This window comes from Acidovorax sp., assembly GCF_046339755.1.
Classification (GTDB): Bacteria; Pseudomonadota; Gammaproteobacteria; order Burkholderiales; family Burkholderiaceae_C; genus Acidovorax.
On record NZ_JBKDTZ010000183.1, the window covers coordinates 14,556 to 31,585 of the forward strand.

12 protein-coding genes are annotated in these 17,030 nt (G+C 66.0%); 4 read left to right on the plus strand and 8 right to left on the minus strand.

Annotated features, from left to right (window positions below; translation table 11 throughout):
* Nucleotides 1-93: 93 nt before the first annotated feature.
* From ACK59X_RS14960 to ACK59X_RS14990, 7 genes are all read right to left on the minus strand, one after another.
* Entirely contained in the window at nt 94-1,194 is a 1,101-nt protein-coding gene (locus ACK59X_RS14960; RefSeq protein WP_409958298.1) for an MraY family glycosyltransferase, read from the minus strand.
* A 196-nt stretch (nt 1,195-1,390) separates the two neighbouring features.
* The gene (locus tag ACK59X_RS14965; protein ID WP_409958300.1) at nt 1,391-2,782 is read right to left on the minus strand and encodes a TolC family outer membrane protein; all 1,392 of its coding nucleotides are present in this window, start codon (nt 2,780-2,782) and stop codon (nt 1,391-1,393) included.
* Nucleotides 2,783-2,786: 4 nt separating this feature from the next.
* Entirely contained in the window at nt 2,787-4,145 is a 1,359-nt protein-coding gene (locus ACK59X_RS14970) for an HlyD family type I secretion periplasmic adaptor subunit (protein WP_409958302.1), read from the minus strand.
* A gap of 58 nt (nt 4,146-4,203) precedes the next feature.
* Nucleotides 4,204-5,949: a type I secretion system permease/ATPase gene (locus ACK59X_RS14975; protein ID WP_409958304.1), complete on the minus strand. Its 1,746-nt coding sequence runs from the start codon at nt 5,947-5,949 to the stop codon at nt 4,204-4,206.
* Between the two features lie 21 nt (nt 5,950-5,970).
* Nucleotides 5,971-7,731, minus strand: coding sequence for a type I secretion system permease/ATPase (locus ACK59X_RS14980; RefSeq protein ID WP_409958306.1), 1,761 nt, complete (start codon nt 7,729-7,731; stop codon nt 5,971-5,973).
* Nucleotides 7,728-8,336, minus strand: a complete 609-nt coding sequence (locus tag ACK59X_RS14985) for a hypothetical protein (protein WP_409958308.1) — start codon at nt 8,334-8,336, stop codon at nt 7,728-7,730. The genes ACK59X_RS14980 and ACK59X_RS14985 overlap by 4 nt, the downstream gene beginning before the upstream one ends.
* A gap of 165 nt (nt 8,337-8,501) precedes the next feature.
* Nucleotides 8,502-9,818, minus strand: a complete 1,317-nt coding sequence (locus tag ACK59X_RS14990; protein WP_409958310.1) for a M12 family metallo-peptidase — start codon at nt 9,816-9,818, stop codon at nt 8,502-8,504.
* Between the two features lie 803 nt (nt 9,819-10,621).
* Between ACK59X_RS14990 and ACK59X_RS14995 the strand changes: the two genes are divergently transcribed.
* Complete coding sequence (locus ACK59X_RS14995) at nt 10,622-12,355, plus strand: hypothetical protein (protein ID WP_409958312.1); 1,734 nt, start codon at nt 10,622-10,624, stop codon at nt 12,353-12,355.
* 14 nt (nt 12,356-12,369) lie between these two features.
* Here ACK59X_RS14995 and ACK59X_RS15000 read toward each other — a convergent pair whose 3' ends face one another.
* Entirely contained in the window at nt 12,370-13,488 is a 1,119-nt protein-coding gene (locus ACK59X_RS15000) for a carboxypeptidase regulatory-like domain-containing protein (RefSeq protein WP_409958314.1), read from the minus strand.
* Between the two features lie 258 nt (nt 13,489-13,746).
* Here ACK59X_RS15000 and ACK59X_RS15005 point away from each other — a divergent pair, with 258 nt between their 5' ends.
* Genes ACK59X_RS15005 through ACK59X_RS15015 form a run of 3 tightly spaced genes read left to right on the plus strand, consistent with a single transcriptional unit; the run spans nt 13,747 to nt 17,000 of the window.
* On the plus strand, nt 13,747-14,481 hold the full coding sequence (locus ACK59X_RS15005) for a TetR family transcriptional regulator (protein ID WP_409958316.1): 735 nt from the start codon (nt 13,747-13,749) through the stop codon (nt 14,479-14,481).
* 3 nt (nt 14,482-14,484) lie between these two features.
* Nucleotides 14,485-15,390, plus strand: coding sequence for an SDR family oxidoreductase (locus ACK59X_RS15010; protein WP_409958317.1), 906 nt, complete (start codon nt 14,485-14,487; stop codon nt 15,388-15,390).
* Nucleotides 15,387-17,000, plus strand: coding sequence for an acyl-CoA carboxylase subunit beta (locus ACK59X_RS15015; protein WP_409958319.1), 1,614 nt, complete (start codon nt 15,387-15,389; stop codon nt 16,998-17,000). The genes ACK59X_RS15010 and ACK59X_RS15015 overlap by 4 nt, the downstream gene beginning before the upstream one ends.
* Nucleotides 17,001-17,030: the final 30 nt, after the last annotated feature.

A 17,030-nucleotide genomic window follows, 5' to 3' on the forward strand; every position in this document is an offset into this window, starting at 1 on the left:
GCAAGGACCGCCCCGCCGCGCTGGGAGCGTTCCCCTCCCGACTCGCACAGCGAGTCGAGAGCGGTGGAAGGCGCGAAGCGACTCAGGGGGTGTTTACCGGCGCAGCCAGTCAGGCACCTTGAACCGCACGATGGCCAGGTAGGCCACCACGTAGCTGATGACGAACAGCCAGCAAAAGCCCATCAGCACCAGGGTGTTGTTCCAGAACAGGATGGCCGGCACCACGGTGAGCAGGGTGAAGCCCCAGAGGTAGGGCGAGGTGCGGTTGTTGCGCATGAGCACGCGGCGCGACTCGTCGTCGTGGAACACGCCGCGCACGATGCGCCGGTAGATCAGTTGGTGAAAATGCAGCGCATCCGCCACCCCGGGCGAGACGCCGCGCACGGCCTTGCGGTAGATCGAGAACACGGTCTCCCAGACCGGGTAGATCAAGAGCAGCATGGGGAACCAGGGAGAGACATCGGCATTGCGCTGTACCAGGGAGATACTGGCCAGGGCAATGACGACGCCCCACACATAGGCCCCGCCATCGCCGGCAAACAGCATGCCCCTCGGGTAATTCCAGACCAGGAAGCCCCCGGTGGCCGCCGCCGTGGTCACCAGCAGGGCTGCCAGTGAGCGGTCACCCACCTGCAATGCCACGTGCGCGAGGGCCAGGCAGACGATGATGGCGACCATGCCGGCCAGGCCGTTGTAGCCATCGATGATGTTGAAGGCGTGGGGCAGGCCGGCCACGGCCAGTACCACGATGGCCAGGCCCAGCCAGGGACAGGCCGACAACAGCATGTCGAACCAGGGCAGGCCGAAGCGGGGGATGGACAGGTCCAGAAGAAAGATGGCCAGGAGCCCCGAGGCGCCGGTCAGGGCCAGGCGGTAGCGCACGGCCAGCCGCTGGGTCATGTCCTCGGCAATGCCGCCCAGCACCGCTGGCAGCAGCACCAGCAGCCAGCTGCCGACCCACCACCCCAGTTTGAGGGACCCTGGATCGCCCAGGAAGGACTGCAGGATGCCCAGGCCCCAGGCACTCGCCAGGCCCAGCAGCAGAGCCGCGCCACCCAGGCGCGGTACATCCCCCATGTGAAAGCGTTGCGGCATGCCGTTTCCATAGGCGGATGCATGTCCCCGCACCCAGCGTACGACGAACCCTGCAGCCATCGCCGCCACCAGAAAACCCACCACAGACAACCAGATCATGAGGCGCCAATCGTAACTGCAGGGCCTGTGTCGGCAAGTAACCTCATGTACCCCTGCGTGCGGCTGGTCACACAAACGGCACCAATACACGCCAATGCAAATGCATCCCGATTGCATTGCCGCAGTCGGCCAGTCACCCTCTCTGCGCCAGCAGAAGCCGCTGCGGAACCGCAGAGGACGGTGGTTCGCGCCTGGCTCAAAGGGCCAGCCAGGTGTTGATCTCCGACACGCTGGCCGCGCGCTCGTCGCCCGCCAGGGACTGCAGGCGCAGGCGCGAAGCCACGTACAGGTAGCGGGCCTGGGCCAGATCGCGCAGCGCCGTGGTCTTTTGCTGCTCTGCGTTCAGCACGTCCAGCGTGGTACGGGCACCGGCCTTGAACGACATCTGGTTGGACAGCACGGCCTGCTCGGCCGAGCGTACGGCCTGTTCCAGCGCGCTGATGCGCACCACTCCCTCGGTCATGCCGCGGAACTCGCGGTGCACGCGCACGCTGAGATCCAGGCGCGCGGCCTCCAGCAGCTCACGCGCCCGCTCGGCACTGGCGACGGCCTGGCGCACTGTGGAATTGACATAGCCACCGGCGTAGATGGGAATGGTCAGTTGCAGACCGATGGACTTGTTGTCATAACGCGAATTGACGTTGGTGACGCTGTCGCTGCTGTTGCGCGACCACTGCGCGACCGCATCGAGCGTAGGCTTGTGCCCCGCTTTGGCCTTGTCGATCTCGAAATTTGCTGCTTCCAGCCGGGCGCGCAGGGCCTTGATGTCCGGGCTCGCCTGCTCGGCACGGGAAATCCAGTCGTCCAGCAGGTTGGGCATGGGTGCGCCTGGCTTGAAACGCGCCAAGTCCAGCCGCGCCAGGGTTCCCACGGGCTGCCCGGTGATGGTCTCCAGCTTGCGGCGGGTGAACTCCACGTTCTGCTGGACTTCCAGCTCCTGGGCATAGGTCATGTCCAGCCGGGCCTGTGCTTCGTCGATGTCGGTGCGTGTGCCGCTGCCGGCCGAAAAGCTCTTCTTGGCGGCGTCGAGCTGGGTGGTGTAGGTGCTTTTCTGCGCGCCGATGAGCCCCAGTTGCTCCTCGGCCAGCAAGGCCTCGAAGTAGGCTTCGCCCACGCGCACCACAAGGCCCTGCTCCGCGCTTTCCAGCGTGGCGTCCGCGTCCTGCACCACCGCCTCGGCCTGCTTGACCAGCGCACCAATGAAGGGCCGGTATATCGGCTGGCGAATCGTCAGCGCCTGGTTGCCGCTGTAGTAGCGGTTGATGGTCGTGGAGGGCTCACCGAGAAAATTCTGCGTCCTGCTCGTGAGGTCGTTGTAATTGCGGCCCGCGCTGAGGGACACATTGGGCAGGCGCTGCGCCTGCGCCTGCGGCAGTTGCTCGCGGTTGGCATCGGCCGTTGCGCGCGAGGAGCGGATGGTCGCATCGTTGGCCACGGCCGCTTCATAGGCCTGGCGCAGGTCGATGGACCATGCCGGCGCTCCCACCAGCAGCCCGGCCACCGCGGCGGCCAGGCAGCCCAGGCGTGCGACCGGCCGGTGCCGGGCAGGGCCCGCAGCAGGCAGGAGGGGATGTCGTTGCGATGTCATGGCTTCACTCCTCGGTCATGGATGCCGCCAAGCGCTTGGTCAGCGGGTGCAGCAGGTAGGTCAGCATCGAGCGCTCGCCGGTCTTGAAGATCACTTCCACCGGCATGCCGGGCTGCAACTGGCGCTTGCCCAGCTTCTTGATGCCTTCGGGGGTCACCTGGATGCGTGCCAGGTAGTAGCTGACATTGGTCTGTGGCTCGGTGAGCAAGTCCCCGGAGATAGACACCACCTTCCCGTCCACCACCAGTTGGGGGGAATGGGCAAAGGAGGAGAAGCGCACGTCCACCGGCAATTCGGAGTGCACGCGATCGATAAGGTGCGGCGCCACATGCGCCTCCAGCAGCAGGGACGCATCCCTGGGCACGATGTCCATGAGCTTCTGTCCGGGAGAGATCACGCCACCCACGGTCTGGATGGCCAAGCCCACCACCTGGCCGGCTGCCGGCGCCTTGATCTCGGTGCGCCCCAGGTCGTCGGTGACGGCATGGAGCTTTTCGTTGTCCGACAGCACCTCGCGGCTCACCTCCGCCAGCTGGGTTTCCACTTCCTTGCGGTACTCCTGCTGGCGCGACAGGGCACGCTGGCGTAATTCACCGATAGCCCGGCGGCCCCGGATCGTGTTGCCCACCAGGTCGGCGATCGCGGTGATGGAGTCGGCGACCATGCGCTCCATCTCCAACTGGCGATTGCGCGGCGCATAGCCTTCCTTGACCAGGCCACGCAGGTTGCCCAGCTCTTCATTGAGCAGCGACAACTGGCTCTTGCGGCTGGCAAGCATGCCGTCATAGGCCTGCAGCAGGCCCTCCTGGCCCTGGATGCTTTCCTCGATGGATTGCAGGTCGGAGCGCAGCAGGCTGCGCCGGGTCTGGAACAGTTGCTCCTGGTTCTGCATTTGCTGGCGAATCAGCGGATCCGAGGCCGCGGCCTGGAGGTCGGCATGGAAGCTGATGCTGGGCAGATTGCCCTGCTCCGCCAGCAAACGCCCCTGCATGGCGCGCAGCCCCAGGTAGCGCTGGCGCACGGATTCATAGTTGGCACGTGCCACAGCCGAATCCAAGCGGATCAGCAACTGGCCTTCCTTGACCTCGTCGCCTTCGCGCACCAGCACTTCCTTGACGATGCCGCCGCTCAGGTGCTGCACCGCCTTGCGTTTGGTGTCGATGGCGACGATACCTGCGGCCGGAACGCCTTCGTCCAAAGGTGCGAAGGCAGCCCACAGCAAGAAGCCGCCAAAACCGATGGCCAGCGCCCACAGGCCCAGCCGGCCCGGCCGGGCCGAGCCGGCAGGCGAACGCATGGCCGCCTCGATGGCATCGAGCGAGGCTTCCGGCTTTTTATTCAAAGGAAACAATGATTTGACCATGTCAGTACCCGACAGAAAGAGGGTTCAATAAAACAGCGAGTGGCACCCGGGCGCGCACTCAGGCAGGTGTTGGTTGCAGTCCGCCCGTGGCGGCGGCAGGCGGCGGCGTTTGTGCGGCAGCCTGTGCACGCAGGGCATTCAGAATGGCATCGCGCGGCCCGTCCGCCTGGACCTCACCGTCCTGCAGAATCAGCAGGCGATCGGCAACCGCCAGAATCCCGGGCCTGTGCGTCACCAGGAACACGGTGCAGCCCCTGGCTTTGAGCTGCAGCACGCTTTGCACCAAGGCGGTTTCACCCACGTCATCCAGGTTGGCATTCGGCTCGTCCAACACCACCAGCACCGGATCGCCATAGACGGCCCGGGCCAGGCCCACACGCTGGCGCTGACCGCCTGAGAGCAGATTTCCCGCCTCGCCGATGGGCGTGTCATAGCCCTTGGGAAAACGCAGAATCATTTCGTGCAGGCCGGTGCTGCGCGCTGCGGCAATGACCTTCTCGGGATCGACCTCGCCGAAGCGGGCGATGTTCTCGGCAATCGTGCCTTCGAACAGCTCGATGTCCTGCGGCAGGTAGCCCAGATGGGGACCTAGTTCGTGGCGGTCCCAGCCATCGATGGGCAACCCGTCCAGCAGCACCTCGCCGGACACATTCGGCCAGATCCCCATGACGCAACGTGCCAACGTGGATTTTCCCGAGCCCGAGGGGCCAAGGACCACCGTCACCGTGCCGGCCTGTACCGAAGTGCTCACACCCTTGAGGATAGGCAGGGGACGGCCCGGAGCAGTTGCAACAAGGTCGCGCACCGTGATTGCGCCCTTCGGAGCCACGCGGGACAAGGCCGGGTCGCGCTCGGGGTGGGTCTCCAGCAGCGATTCCAGGCGCCCGAAAGCCCCCCTCGCGCCGATGAAGCCGCGCCATGTTCCCACCAGCATGTCGATGGGCGCCAGCGCACGGCTCATCAGCACGTTGGCAGCAATCATGCCCCCGGGGGACAACTGGCCATCGATCACCAGCAGTGCGCCCAGGCCCAGCGCCAGAGACTGCTGACTGTAGCGGATGAATTTGCTCCAGGCGCTGATCTTGTGGGAAAGGGCCTGCGCATGGCCGTGCAGATCCAGACCCTTGTCATGCCGCGCCTTCCAATGGGGCCGCAGGTTGTGCACCATGCCCATCGACTCCAGCACTTCAGCATTGCGCAGCTTGCTCTGCAGGTAGGTGCCCGATTCTGCAACGGCCCTGGATGCGGCCTCCGATGGCGCCACCGTGTGGCGATGGCCGAACCATGCCAGGGCACCCTGGATGGCGGCGAAGACCAGCGCCGCATAGCCCAGCACAGGGTGCAGGAAGAACAGCACGGCCAGGTAGATGGGCGCCCAGGGAATGTCGAAGAACGCCAGAATGCCATTGCCCGTGAGGAACTGGCGGATCTGGATGAGGTCGCTGAATGCGCGGGCCACCGAGGCACCGGACTGGCCCAGGCGCGACTCGAAGCTGGCATTGAACACGCGCGTGCCAAGGAGCCCGTCGAGCCGCACCCCCGCATGCACCAGCACGCGCGAACGCATCCATTCGGCAAAGGCCATCACAAGGAACAGAAACAGCGTGATCAGCGACATCGCGATCAGCGTCAGGTCACTGCGGCTGGACATCACGCGGTCGAAAATCTGCAGCATGTACATCGTAGGCGCCAGCATGAGCACGTTGGCCACCATGCTGAAGATGCCGACCACGATGAACTCCCTGCGGAAGGACCACAGGACCTCAGCCAGCTCGCTGCGGTGAAAAAAACCCGTCTTCTTCATGAATGTGAACTCGCGTGGGTATCAGGGTGCAGCCAGTGCGGATGCAGCTGGGCCGGGTTGTGGTGCCGGAGCCTGGGCCCCGGGCTGGGCCTGCTGTGCGGCCTTTTGCAGCGCTGCCAGCACTTCGTCGCGCGGGCCGAAGACCTGCTGGGTGCCATCGCGCAGCACCAGCAGCTTGTCCACCACAGCCAGTACACTCATGCGGTGGGTCATGATGACAAAGGTGGTACCGCGTGCCTTGGCCCCTTCGATCGCCAGGTTCAGAGCAGCATCGCCTTGCTCATCCAGGCTGGAGTTCGGTTCGTCGAGCACGACCAAGACCGGGTTACCATACAGCGCCCGCGCCAGCCCTACGCGCTGGCGTTGGCCACCCGACAGCCTGGCACCGTCCTGCCCGACCGGGTTGTCATACCCGTGCGGCAGGGAAAGACTGAATTCGTGCAGGCCCACGGCACGGGCAGCGGCCTCCACCTTGTCCATGTCCACATCGCCAAACCGGGCGATGTTCTCGGCCAGCGTGCCCTCGAACAGTTCCACGCCCTGGGGCAGATACCCCATGTAGGGACCCAGCTCTGCCTTGCTCCAGGCATGCACATCGGCACCGTCAAGCCGCACCTTGCCACCGGCGGCGGGCCACAGCCCGACCAGCAAGCGGGCCAGAGTGGTCTTGCCCGAAGCAGAGGGCCCCACCACGGCGAGCGCCTCTCCAGGGACCAGCGAAAAGCCAACCCCACGCAGGATGTGGCCAGGGGAGTTGGGGGCCGATGCAATCAGTTGCTCGACCTGCAGCAGGCCGCGCGGGGCGGGCAGTGCCATACCCTGCATCGGTGCCGGCAGGGCGGTCAGCAACTGGTCCAGCCGCATCCATGCATCCCGCGCGTGGACCACCGTTTGCCACTGCGCCACCACCTGCACCAGCGGGGCGAGCATGCGGCCCCCGAGAATGGAGGCAACGATCATCATCCCTGCACCGCCATTGAGCTCATTGCGCAACAGCAGCCAGCAGCCCATCCCCAGCAGCAGCGAACCCAGGACGTTCTGCACCAGCTTGGAGATGGCCTGGAAGCCGCCGGCACGCTCGGAGGCCAGGGCCTGCAACCGCAGGAATTCCTGCTGCTTGCCAAGCCAGCGCTTGTGCGTGTCACGCAGCATGCCCATGGATTCGATCACCTCGGCATTGCGCAAGGCGCCGTCGGCGTACTGCTGGGCAGCAATAGCGCTGCCATTGGCCTGCATCAACGGGGGTTTGGTAGCGCGCTCGTTGAACCACGCCACCGCCACCTGCACCACCCCGAACACCAGCGAAGTCCAGCCCAGCACGGGACTGATCATGAACAGCAGCACCATCATCACCAGTGCGATGGGCGTCTCCATCGCGGCCAGCAGGGCGGGCGAATACAGGAAGTCCCGCACGGAGCGGAAGTCATTGAGCGGCTGCTGCGAACCACCCGGCAAACGGCGCAGGCTCGCGTCAAAGATCACGCCGAAAACCCGGTTGCTCAGCGAATGGTCGAACTCGACGCTCGCAGCGCGCATCACCTCGCTTCGCGCCCACTCCAGCACCTCCATCAACACGTAGGCGCCCAGCACGATCAAGGTCAGCATCACCAAGGTCGTATGGTTGCGCGTGTTCACCACGCGGTCATACACCTCCAGCATGTAGCCCGACGGCGCCAGGATGAGAAGGCTGGAAAACACACTGAACCAGCCAGCGCGGACGAAGTAGGGCTGCAAGGACGATATGGCCTGGCGCAGTTCAGAGGGAGGGGCGTTGGGTTTCATACTGTCTCTCGGACCATGATGTATTCGGGAATTTCGCCGTCATGCGCGGGCATGTCCGGGCGCGCGTCCTTTCCCTCGGGCTCATCACCCAACAGGAACGACAACTCGTAGATGCCATCCGCACGCCTGGACAGCACAATCTCGCGCAGCTTCTTCTCATGGAAGCTCGCCTCGTCTTCCAGGCGCAGCGCGAGTTCAAAGCGCATGCGCCCATCGAGGGTGAACATGGACAGCTGCCCCGCCTTGACACTCAGCGTATGGCGGTCGAAGTACACCGGGCAGGTGTCGGCGAACTGCAGCAAGGGCAGCGGCTTGTCACCCAGGCGCGAAAGATTGAAGGGGCTGGCAGGGTGCTGAAAGACCAGGCGCCCTGTGCGGGACACGGAGTAGATGGCATTGCACACCATCTGCGAGCCCATTTCGGGAAACTGTTCCCGCAACGGCCGGTAGGTCAGGTGGTGCAGGGCCACCCTGTTCCACACCCGGGTCTGCTGCACGACGGGCGCAATGGCATTGCAGACCTTGGAAAAACCTGTCTGCAATGCGCGCAGCCGCTCCACCTGCTCGGGTGTAGCGTTCAGCGGTATGCGCAGGAAGGAATTCATATAGGAAGCGGAGTGTAGCAGTTCCTATATGAATTTTTCTACCGCAAACCAAGGCTTCCGACCCGCCGGAGTGACTTGCGTCACAGGGAACAGAAGGCGCGACCCGGATACCGGCTACGTGGCCCGGGGAAGAGCCTATGCCGAAGCACCTGGCGCCCGGCGTGGTCAGGCGTAGTCCAGCCCCCGCGAGCTCAGCCCTACGAGGTCGATATGGGCCGCATTGATGTCCAGGTTGGCAACCGCCACCGTGAGCGAGGCATTGGTATAGGCACCTGACCGCACCAAACCGGCCAGCAACTGCACCGTGGCGGCATCGGCCGGCGACCCGACCACATTGCCGAACAGCAACGCCGCCACCTGCTCCGGCGTCGCCGAGGCGCCCAGCATGGCGTTCAGGCCCAGTTGCGCCAGTTGCAATTGCGATGCGCCCGAGTCGACCACGCCCAGCACCGCGCCCACCAGCTCCCGGCTGGCCAGCCCGGCCGGGCCGACCAGCGCCCCCAGCAGGCGCGCTGTCGTGCCGGCAGCCCCATCCAGGTCCAGCGCTACGGAGCGGTCCGAAAAACGCACGCGCTCGATCTGCAGCAAGGTGTCGGTACCGTCCCGTCCTGCCGTGCCATCGGCCAGTTGCCAGCCGCCGTCCTTGCGGGTCAGCGAGTAGCCGCCCCGGGCGCCATGCGCCACCAGGGTGTCCACTCCGCCTGCGCCATTGAAGGTCTCATTGGCCTGGGTGCTGGTGAACACGTCCGGCCCGGCGGTGCCGCTGGGTTGGCTGGAGAAATTCAGCGTCGGCCCGTTCGTGGAATTCATGCCCCAGGTGCCGCCCAGTCCATCGCGCCCGTAGATCCAGTCCAGGGCCAGCAGGTCAAAGGCCTGGAAGGTGGTCTTGTAGGGGCCGGCACGCGTGTACGACATGACGGTGTTGTTGGTATTGTCCTGCGCCGACGGAAGTGGCCGGGAGGAGTCGAACGGGTGCGCCAGTCCCAGCGCATGCCCCACTTCATGCAGCAGCACCTCGTACCCAGCACCACCCGCCGTAGGCTGGTTGTTGATGCCGGCATGCTCCACGTTGTCCAGGTACACCACCGATTCCGCATTGAGCTGGGTCAGGGTCTGGCTGCCGTTGTAGCTGTAGTTGTAGAAGGTGGAGGCCAGTCCGGCCGTCGATGCGCCCGGAATGTTCGTGGCCACGAAATGCAGATCGGCTTGGGCGGAACTGCCCACCTCGGCGAAGGTGATGCCCGTGACGGCCGCCGCATGCTGCAGTATCTGCCGCGTTGCCTGCTGCTGCGCCGCATTGCATGCCGTGATCGGACGCCCTGCATCCGAAGCCGCCACGCTCCCAGGGCTGGCATCGAAGGTGTAGTAAAGCACCTTGCGGCCATCGGGAAAGAAGTTCCACGGTGATGGCTTGTCCAGCAGGGCATCGGCCTGCGGATTACCGGAATACACGATGCGCTGGAGGTCGGAAACGGTGGCCATGGGCGGGCTTTCTAGCGAAAGGCCATATGCCGGATACCGCCCCGGCCCACCGCAAGGCAAGCCCCAAGCCGGGGAGGTACCGCGACATCTGACCGTAGGACAGGACGTCGCCTCACTCTACACCGGCGCCCCCAGACGGACGATATGGAAAACCAATGGGCACCATTGCGTGGTGAGCGGCCCCTATCGCCAAAGCCTGGAACGCCACCAAGGAAAACGCCGCCGGGCCACGGTGCGGGCCGGCGGCGTGAGCGCAGCTTATGGAGCCTGGTTTATTGGCCTGCCGGCTTCTCGGCAGGCGCCTGGCCTTGCGTCTTCGCGGCCTGGCGGAAGATGTTCTCCAGGTCGGCGCGCACTTTTTGAGGATCAAGTCCCGAGGACGGGGGCGTGGGGGTTTGGTTCGGTGTGTTGTTCATGCGCCCACGTTATCACCGCCACCCCGGCCTTGTCGCATTAACCCTGCAATGTCTCTGTTAAACAGGGGCTGCGCCCAGAAATGCTGGCCGCAAGGATTGGAGCATTTTGATCGGCCCAATGCCTTGCAGGAAGAGGCTCTCTTGCTCCCAAAACAGAAGCAAAAAGCGCTATCGCCGCCCTGCGGAACGGAACATACAGTCACCCCTTATACGATTGCGACGCAATGCGAGGCCCATTTACCCCGGCAATCCGGCCGGCGTGTCCCCTCATGGCCTACAGTGCAGGGCGGCCTCCCCCTATGGGTAACAATGGAGCGCCCTCCCCCGACCATCTCTTGGACATCCCGATTGCCTAGGCCCCTGACGCTTTCCATCGCCTCTCTCGTGTTGGCCATTGGCGCAGTGTTTGCGCTTTACGGAAACAGCCTGCAGCTGTGGTGGTGCTGTGACGATCCGGCCATCCTGCTGCATGCCCAGCGCTATGCACCGCTGGAGTACTTCACCGTGCCATCCGCGTGGAGGGCCCTGATACCCTTCAGCCTCACCCCCTGGCTCTCGCTCGCCTATGACCTGGACATGGCCCTGTTCGGCTACGAGCCCCGGGGGTTTTTCGTCCACCACCTGCTGACGCTGGCCGGATGCGCCTGGTTGCTGCACCGCATTGCCGCCCGCTGGGCGGGAGATGCCGCGGCGCTTGCAGCACCAGCCATTTTCCTGGTGGGCGTGCCAGTGGCCCAGGCGGCACAACTGCTCATGGTGCGGCAGTACCTGGAAGGCCTGCTGCTCTTCTTGCTGGCCATCTGGTGGGCCGTGCGCGCCCTGGACGGCGGCCCCCGCCCGCTGCGCTGGCTGGCGGCCCTTGCCTTTGCCGCGGCCATCACGGCCAAGGAGGTTTTCGTCCCCCTGGGCTTCATTCCCTTGCTGCTGCCGATAGGCCGTTTCCGGCAGCGCCTGGCGATGGCCTGGCCCTGGCTGCTTGCCATGGCGCTGTACGTTCCCTGGCGCGGCCACATGCTGAGCACGCTGGTGGGCGGATACACGCCTGCAGCGGACATTCCCGGAAACCTCTTTGGCGACGCCGTGGCGGCATTCGCCACCGTACCGGCCATGCTGTGGAATGCCCCCCTGGTGGCGTTTGCAGGCCTGGGGGTACTGGCAGCAGCTGCCGCATGGCGGCATGGAAAGCCCCCTGGCGCACTGCTGCTGGCCTGGGCCGTGTTGCCGCCCGTATGGCTGTTGGCCCCCCTGCTGCCGCTGGTGCGCTTTCCAGGCCTGTCGGAGCGGTACTTCATCATCCCCTGGGCTGCGCTCTCCCTAGGCTGCGCCCTGGCGTTGGCGCACGCATGGCACGGCCGCCCCCGGTGGGTGCAGGCCGCGCTCCTGGCCGCCGTGCTGGCCGTGGTCGTGCCCGCCTGGCTGCAGTCCCGCCCTGTGGCTCAAGCCGCGTTGCCCGGCAACACCTTGTTCCGGGCCATTGGCAGCGCCTATCTGGAGCGTGATGCCCCCACTGCCATCTGGGGGGATCCAGCGGTGCCTGCCTGGTTTGTGCAGGGCCTGGAGCACCTGCGCCCGGCCATGGGGCGGACCGCCCCCCCTCCTTTATCGGTGGCCGACGAGTCGGACCTGGCAGCCTATGCGCAGGCCCCGTTCCCCCAGCCGGTCCTGCGCTACAACAACCAACAGCAAGGCATGGAGGACATCCACGCCGAGATCCCCGCCATGGTGCAGCGCTGGCGCGAGCGCCTGGCTCCCACGGAGTTGTCCGTGGACGTTGGCTATGACGCCTACCGCCAGGCCTTGGAATGGAAGCTGGCTGCGCCGGCGGGCACCAGCTTTGCCGTGCTGTCCAATGGAACTGCAACGGCCGTGCCGGGCCAGGGCCAGCTCCGCATGGACAAGCAGCCGCAGGGTTGCTTTCGCGTCCGCGTGACGCACGCGGATGGCCGGCTGTCCTACTCTCCCTTGCTGGCATGGCCCGCCGCATCCGGCCCCGCGCACACCGCACCTGCACAGGGTGCTGCGGTTGCCCGCACGCGCTGGGCCGGACCTGGAGATCTTTTCAAGGACGCGCCAACAGCATCGTGCGCAGCGCTTACCGGCCGCTCCTCTCCTGCAGCCTGACGCGCCGCAGCCGCTTACTTCACCAAGTTGATGAACAACGCCGGGCTTTCCGACAGGCCCAGGCTTGAACCTTCCACGATAGGCATCTGGCGGGCCACGCTGCCGGACGATACGCCCTGCGCCACCGCGTTGACCGGTGCCACGCTCACCGCGCCGTTGGACAGCACCGTCAGCTCATACACCGTCCAGACGTTGTTCGTGCCTGTGTAGGGACCCGCAGGAGGCGTGAAGGTGTAGGACTGGCCGTTGGACAGCTCGAGCCGCACATTGGCATTCGACGTACCCAGACTGCCCGCTCCCGCATAGTGGTGCACCGAGTAGCGGTAGACACCGGGGCGCAGCGTGGTCGCGGTAGTTCCCGTACTCGCCGTAGGCGGGCAGGTCACGGTTTCCGGGCCGTAGGACGAGGTGTCATCCACCTCCAGCGCGCACATGTCTCCACCGGTCTTGGCACCGTGGTACACATGCCAGCGTGCGGCATCGCCTGCCGAGGGGCCCGTCATGTGCGCATCCAGGTCGCGCGGATTCTCAACCCAGGTCAGGATGGTGCGGAACTGGCCAGCGGCCAGGCCGCCCAGGCCACCGCTCGCCGGCGACAGGGCCACCGCTACCTGGTTGGTGGCCGAGCAGCTGAGCAGCACGGTCTGGCTGGCAGAGGCGTAGTTGGCTGCAGTCGCGGCCACGGTGAAAAAGCCTTGCGCCAAGCCGCTGAAAGAAGCCACCCCCTGTGCGTTGGTGGTGGCCGTGCGCGTGCCCAGCGTCACCGATGCATTCGGCAGCGGCTGGTTGGCGCCGCGCAGCGCATCGAACACCGTCACCTGGGCCGCCGCGCACGGCACCGCGCCCGCCCCGCCAGTCTGCTGCAGACCTACTGGCACCAGGTGCAGGGTGACAGGGTCAAAGCGGAACAGGACGTTGTAGTTGGACTCCACCAGGGTCGTGGTGCCCGGCTGCTGCGGATTGGCCACCGGCACCTGAAGGCGCAGGTTTTCCAACAGCACATCCGTCTTGTTGACGCCCGCGCCGCGGGTGCCGGAAAAATCGATGACCTGCGCCTGCACTCCAAGCACCAGGATTGCCGACGTGGCGATGACGGCGCCGCGCGCCCAGCGGCCCATGCCGTATGTGTTCATGAAACCTGCCCCTCATTGAATGGAACGCGAAGCGTGCGGGATGCCATGGCATGCCCCAGGTGGCACCATGGCAAAAACCACCTTCAGGCGCATTTTGGCAGCACGGCCGCATCCACGCGGCAGGTGCACCGGACATTCGGAACAAATTTATGTTGGCCCTCGCGCTGCAGCGGGGATGCAGCAGGCCGAGGATGCAGCGTGTTATTTTCACCAAGCAAACGATTGCTAAAAATAAAGTGTTTTGCTATCGTGCAACGCATGGAAACCCCTGCTGCCCGGCGCAAGCGTCCCCTCCCCGTTCCACTGGATCCTGCATCCTCTCCTGCGCCTGTCGCTGCCCGCACCCGCAAGACCCTGGTCGCCGCCTCCGAGGAGCCGCGGCGCCCCCGCGGCCGCCCGCGCAAGACGGCCGAAGAAGTCGATGACGGCAACCGCCGCCGCAAGCTCATGGATGGGGCGGCCAAACTGTTTCTGACCAAAGGCTTTGCGGCCACCACCACGCGCGACATCGCGGCGGCCGCGGGCATGCACAGCGGCTCGCCCTTCTACCATTTCGAAAGCAAGGGGGCCCTGCTCCACGCCGTCATGAACGAAGGCATGGTCATGGCCTTGCAAAGCCAGCAGCAGGCGCTGGCCGCCCTTCCCCCCACGGCCACAGCGCGGGAACAGCTGCGCGTGCTGATCCGCCACCACTTCGAAATCCTGTTGGGCCCGCGCAGCGGCTTCATCCCGGTGATGCTGTACGAATGGCGCTCGCTGACGCCCGCCCAGCGCAAGGGCATCAGCCGCGTCAAGGATGCCTACGAGGCCGCCTGGATGCCCACGCTCGAAGCCCTGGCCCGCCAGGGCGCGCTGCAGGCCGCACCGGGCGTGGCGCGACTGTTCCTCTTTGGCGCCCTCAACTGGGCTGTGCAGTGGTTTGCCCCCAAGGGCGGCAAATCGCTGGACGAGCTGACCGGTGAGGCGCTGGCACTGTTCATAAGGGAGGCCTGAGCCATGTACCAGAGCGTGTTCGCACCAGGCCTCTTTACGGGGCAGGTGGTGATCGTCACCGGCGGCGGATCGGGCATAGGCCGCTGCACGGCGCACGAACTAGCCCGGCTGGGTGCGCAGGTGGTGCTGGTCGGGCGCAAGGCCGACAAGCTGCAGGCGGTGCAGGCCGAAATCAACGCCGACGGCGGGCAAGCCTCCTGGCACGCCTGCGACATCCGCTCCGAAGAGGCCGTGGGCATCGTCGTGCAACAGGTTCTGGCCAGGCACGGCCGCATCGATGCGCTGGTGAACAATGCGGGCGGCCAGTTCATGGCACCGCTCTCCACCATCTCCGCCAAGGGCTGGGAGGCGGTGCTCAACACCAACCTGACCGGCGGTTTTTTGATGGCGCGCGAGTGCCACCGGCAGTGGATGGCATCGCACGGTGGCAGCATCGTCAACATCGTGGCCGACATGTGGGGATCCATGCCGGGCATGGGGCACAGCGGCGCGGCGCGTGCCGGCATGGTCAGCTTCACCGAGACCGCCGCCCTGGAATGGGCAGGCAGCGGCGTGCGCGTGAATGCCGTGGCACCGGGCTACATCGCATCGAGCGGCATGGACAACTACCCACCCGCCGCCGCCGACATGCTGCGCGCCATGCGCCACACCGTGCCGCAGGGGCGCTTCGGGACCGAGGCCGAGGTTTCGGCGGCCATCGTCTTTCTGTTGAGCCCCGCCGCCAGCTTCATCAACGGCAGCACCGTGCGTGTGGATGGCGCCCGCCCCCAGGCCCGCCTGGGCTGGCCCATGCAGGTGCCCGACACCGCCACGCAATATAGGCTGGCCGTGCGGCCTTTCGAAGGCTTTCACCGCGCCCAGGTGCCACGCGTGTTTGCCGAGCAAATGCCTTCGGAGGGCGCACCTTGACGTCCTTTTCCTCGCGCTTCAACCCCGCCACAACCGACGCGCAGCGCCGCCGCAGCGCCCAGCTGGCGCGGCTCGAAGCCCTGCGCGCGCTGGAAGACCGTGCCGCCATGGCATCGGCGCGCTCACAGCCACAATTCGACAAGCGCGGCCAGTTGCTGCCGCGCCAGCGCGTTGCGCTGCTGCTGGATGCCGGCACACCCTGGCTGCCGCTGGCCACGCTGGCAGGCTACCTGCAGGACAGCAAGGACCCCGCCAAGTCCGTCCCCGGCGGCGGCATCGTGGCCGGTATCGGCGTGGTGTCGGGCGTGCGCTGCATGGTGGTGGCCAGCGACTCGGGCATCGAGGCCGGGGCCATCCAGCCCATGGGGCTGGAGAAGATATTGCGCGTGCAGGAGATCGCGCTGCACAACCGCCTGCCCTTCGTGCACCTGGTCGAGAGCGCGGGCGCCAACCTCATGCGCTACCGGGTGGAGGGCTTCGTGCACGGGGGCAGCCTGTTCCGCAACTTGGCGCGGCTGTCGGCCGCGGGCATCCCCGTCATCACCGTGCAACATGGCTCGGGCACGGCGGGCGGGGCCTACATGCCCGGCCTGTCAGACGTAGTCATCATGGTGCAGGGACGCTCGCGCGCCTTTTTGGCCGGGCCGCCGCTGCTCAAGGCCGCCACGGGCGAGATCGCGACCGAAGAGGAGCTGGGCGGCGCCGAGATGCACACCAGCATCTCGGGCCTGGGCGAGTACCTGGCGCAAGATGACCGCGAGGCCATAGGCATGGCGCGCGCCATTGTGGCGGCCTCGGGCTGGGAGAACCCGTCCGCCCCCGCGCAAGTACCGGCTCCCGCTCTCGATTCCGAAGACCTGCTGGCCCTGATGCCCGACGACCTGCGCCAGCCCGTGGACATGCGCGAGGTGATAGCGCGCATCGCCGATGGCTCCGAGCTGCTGGAATTCAAGCCCCGCTACGGCATGGCCACCGTGTGCGCCCAGGCGCGCATCGACGGCCGCCCCGTGGGCTTCATCACCAACAACGGCCCCATCGACGTGGCCGGCGCCAACAAGGCCGCGCATTTCATCCAGTGGATGTGCCAGCTCGGCCACCCCATCGTCTACCTGCAGAACACCACCGGCTACATGGTGGGCAAAGACAGCGAGCAGGGCGGCATGATCAAGCATGGCAGCAAGATGATCCAGGCGGTATCGAACGCCACCGTGCCGCAGATCACCATCCAGTGCGGCGCGAGCTTCGGCGCGGGCAACTACGGCATGTGCGGGCGTGGCTATGCGCCGCGCTTCCTGTTCAGCTGGCCCGGCGCCAAGACTGCCGTGATGGGCGGCGAGCAGGCCGCGCGCACCATGCAGATCGTGACCGAAGCGGCGCTGGCGCGCAAAGGCATCACGCCCGACCCGGCCGAGTCGCAGGCCCAGTTCGACAAGATCGTGGCCATGTTCGAAGCGCAGGCCGACGCCTTCTATACCAGCGGCCTGCTGCTGGACGACGGCGTGATCGACCCGCGCGACACGCGCGCCGTGTTGGCACTGTGCCTGGCCACCTGCGCCGACGCACAGACGCGCAAGGTGCATCCCATGCAGTTCGGGGTGGCACGAATGTAGACGACTGGCTATTTCTTCCTCTTGCACTGG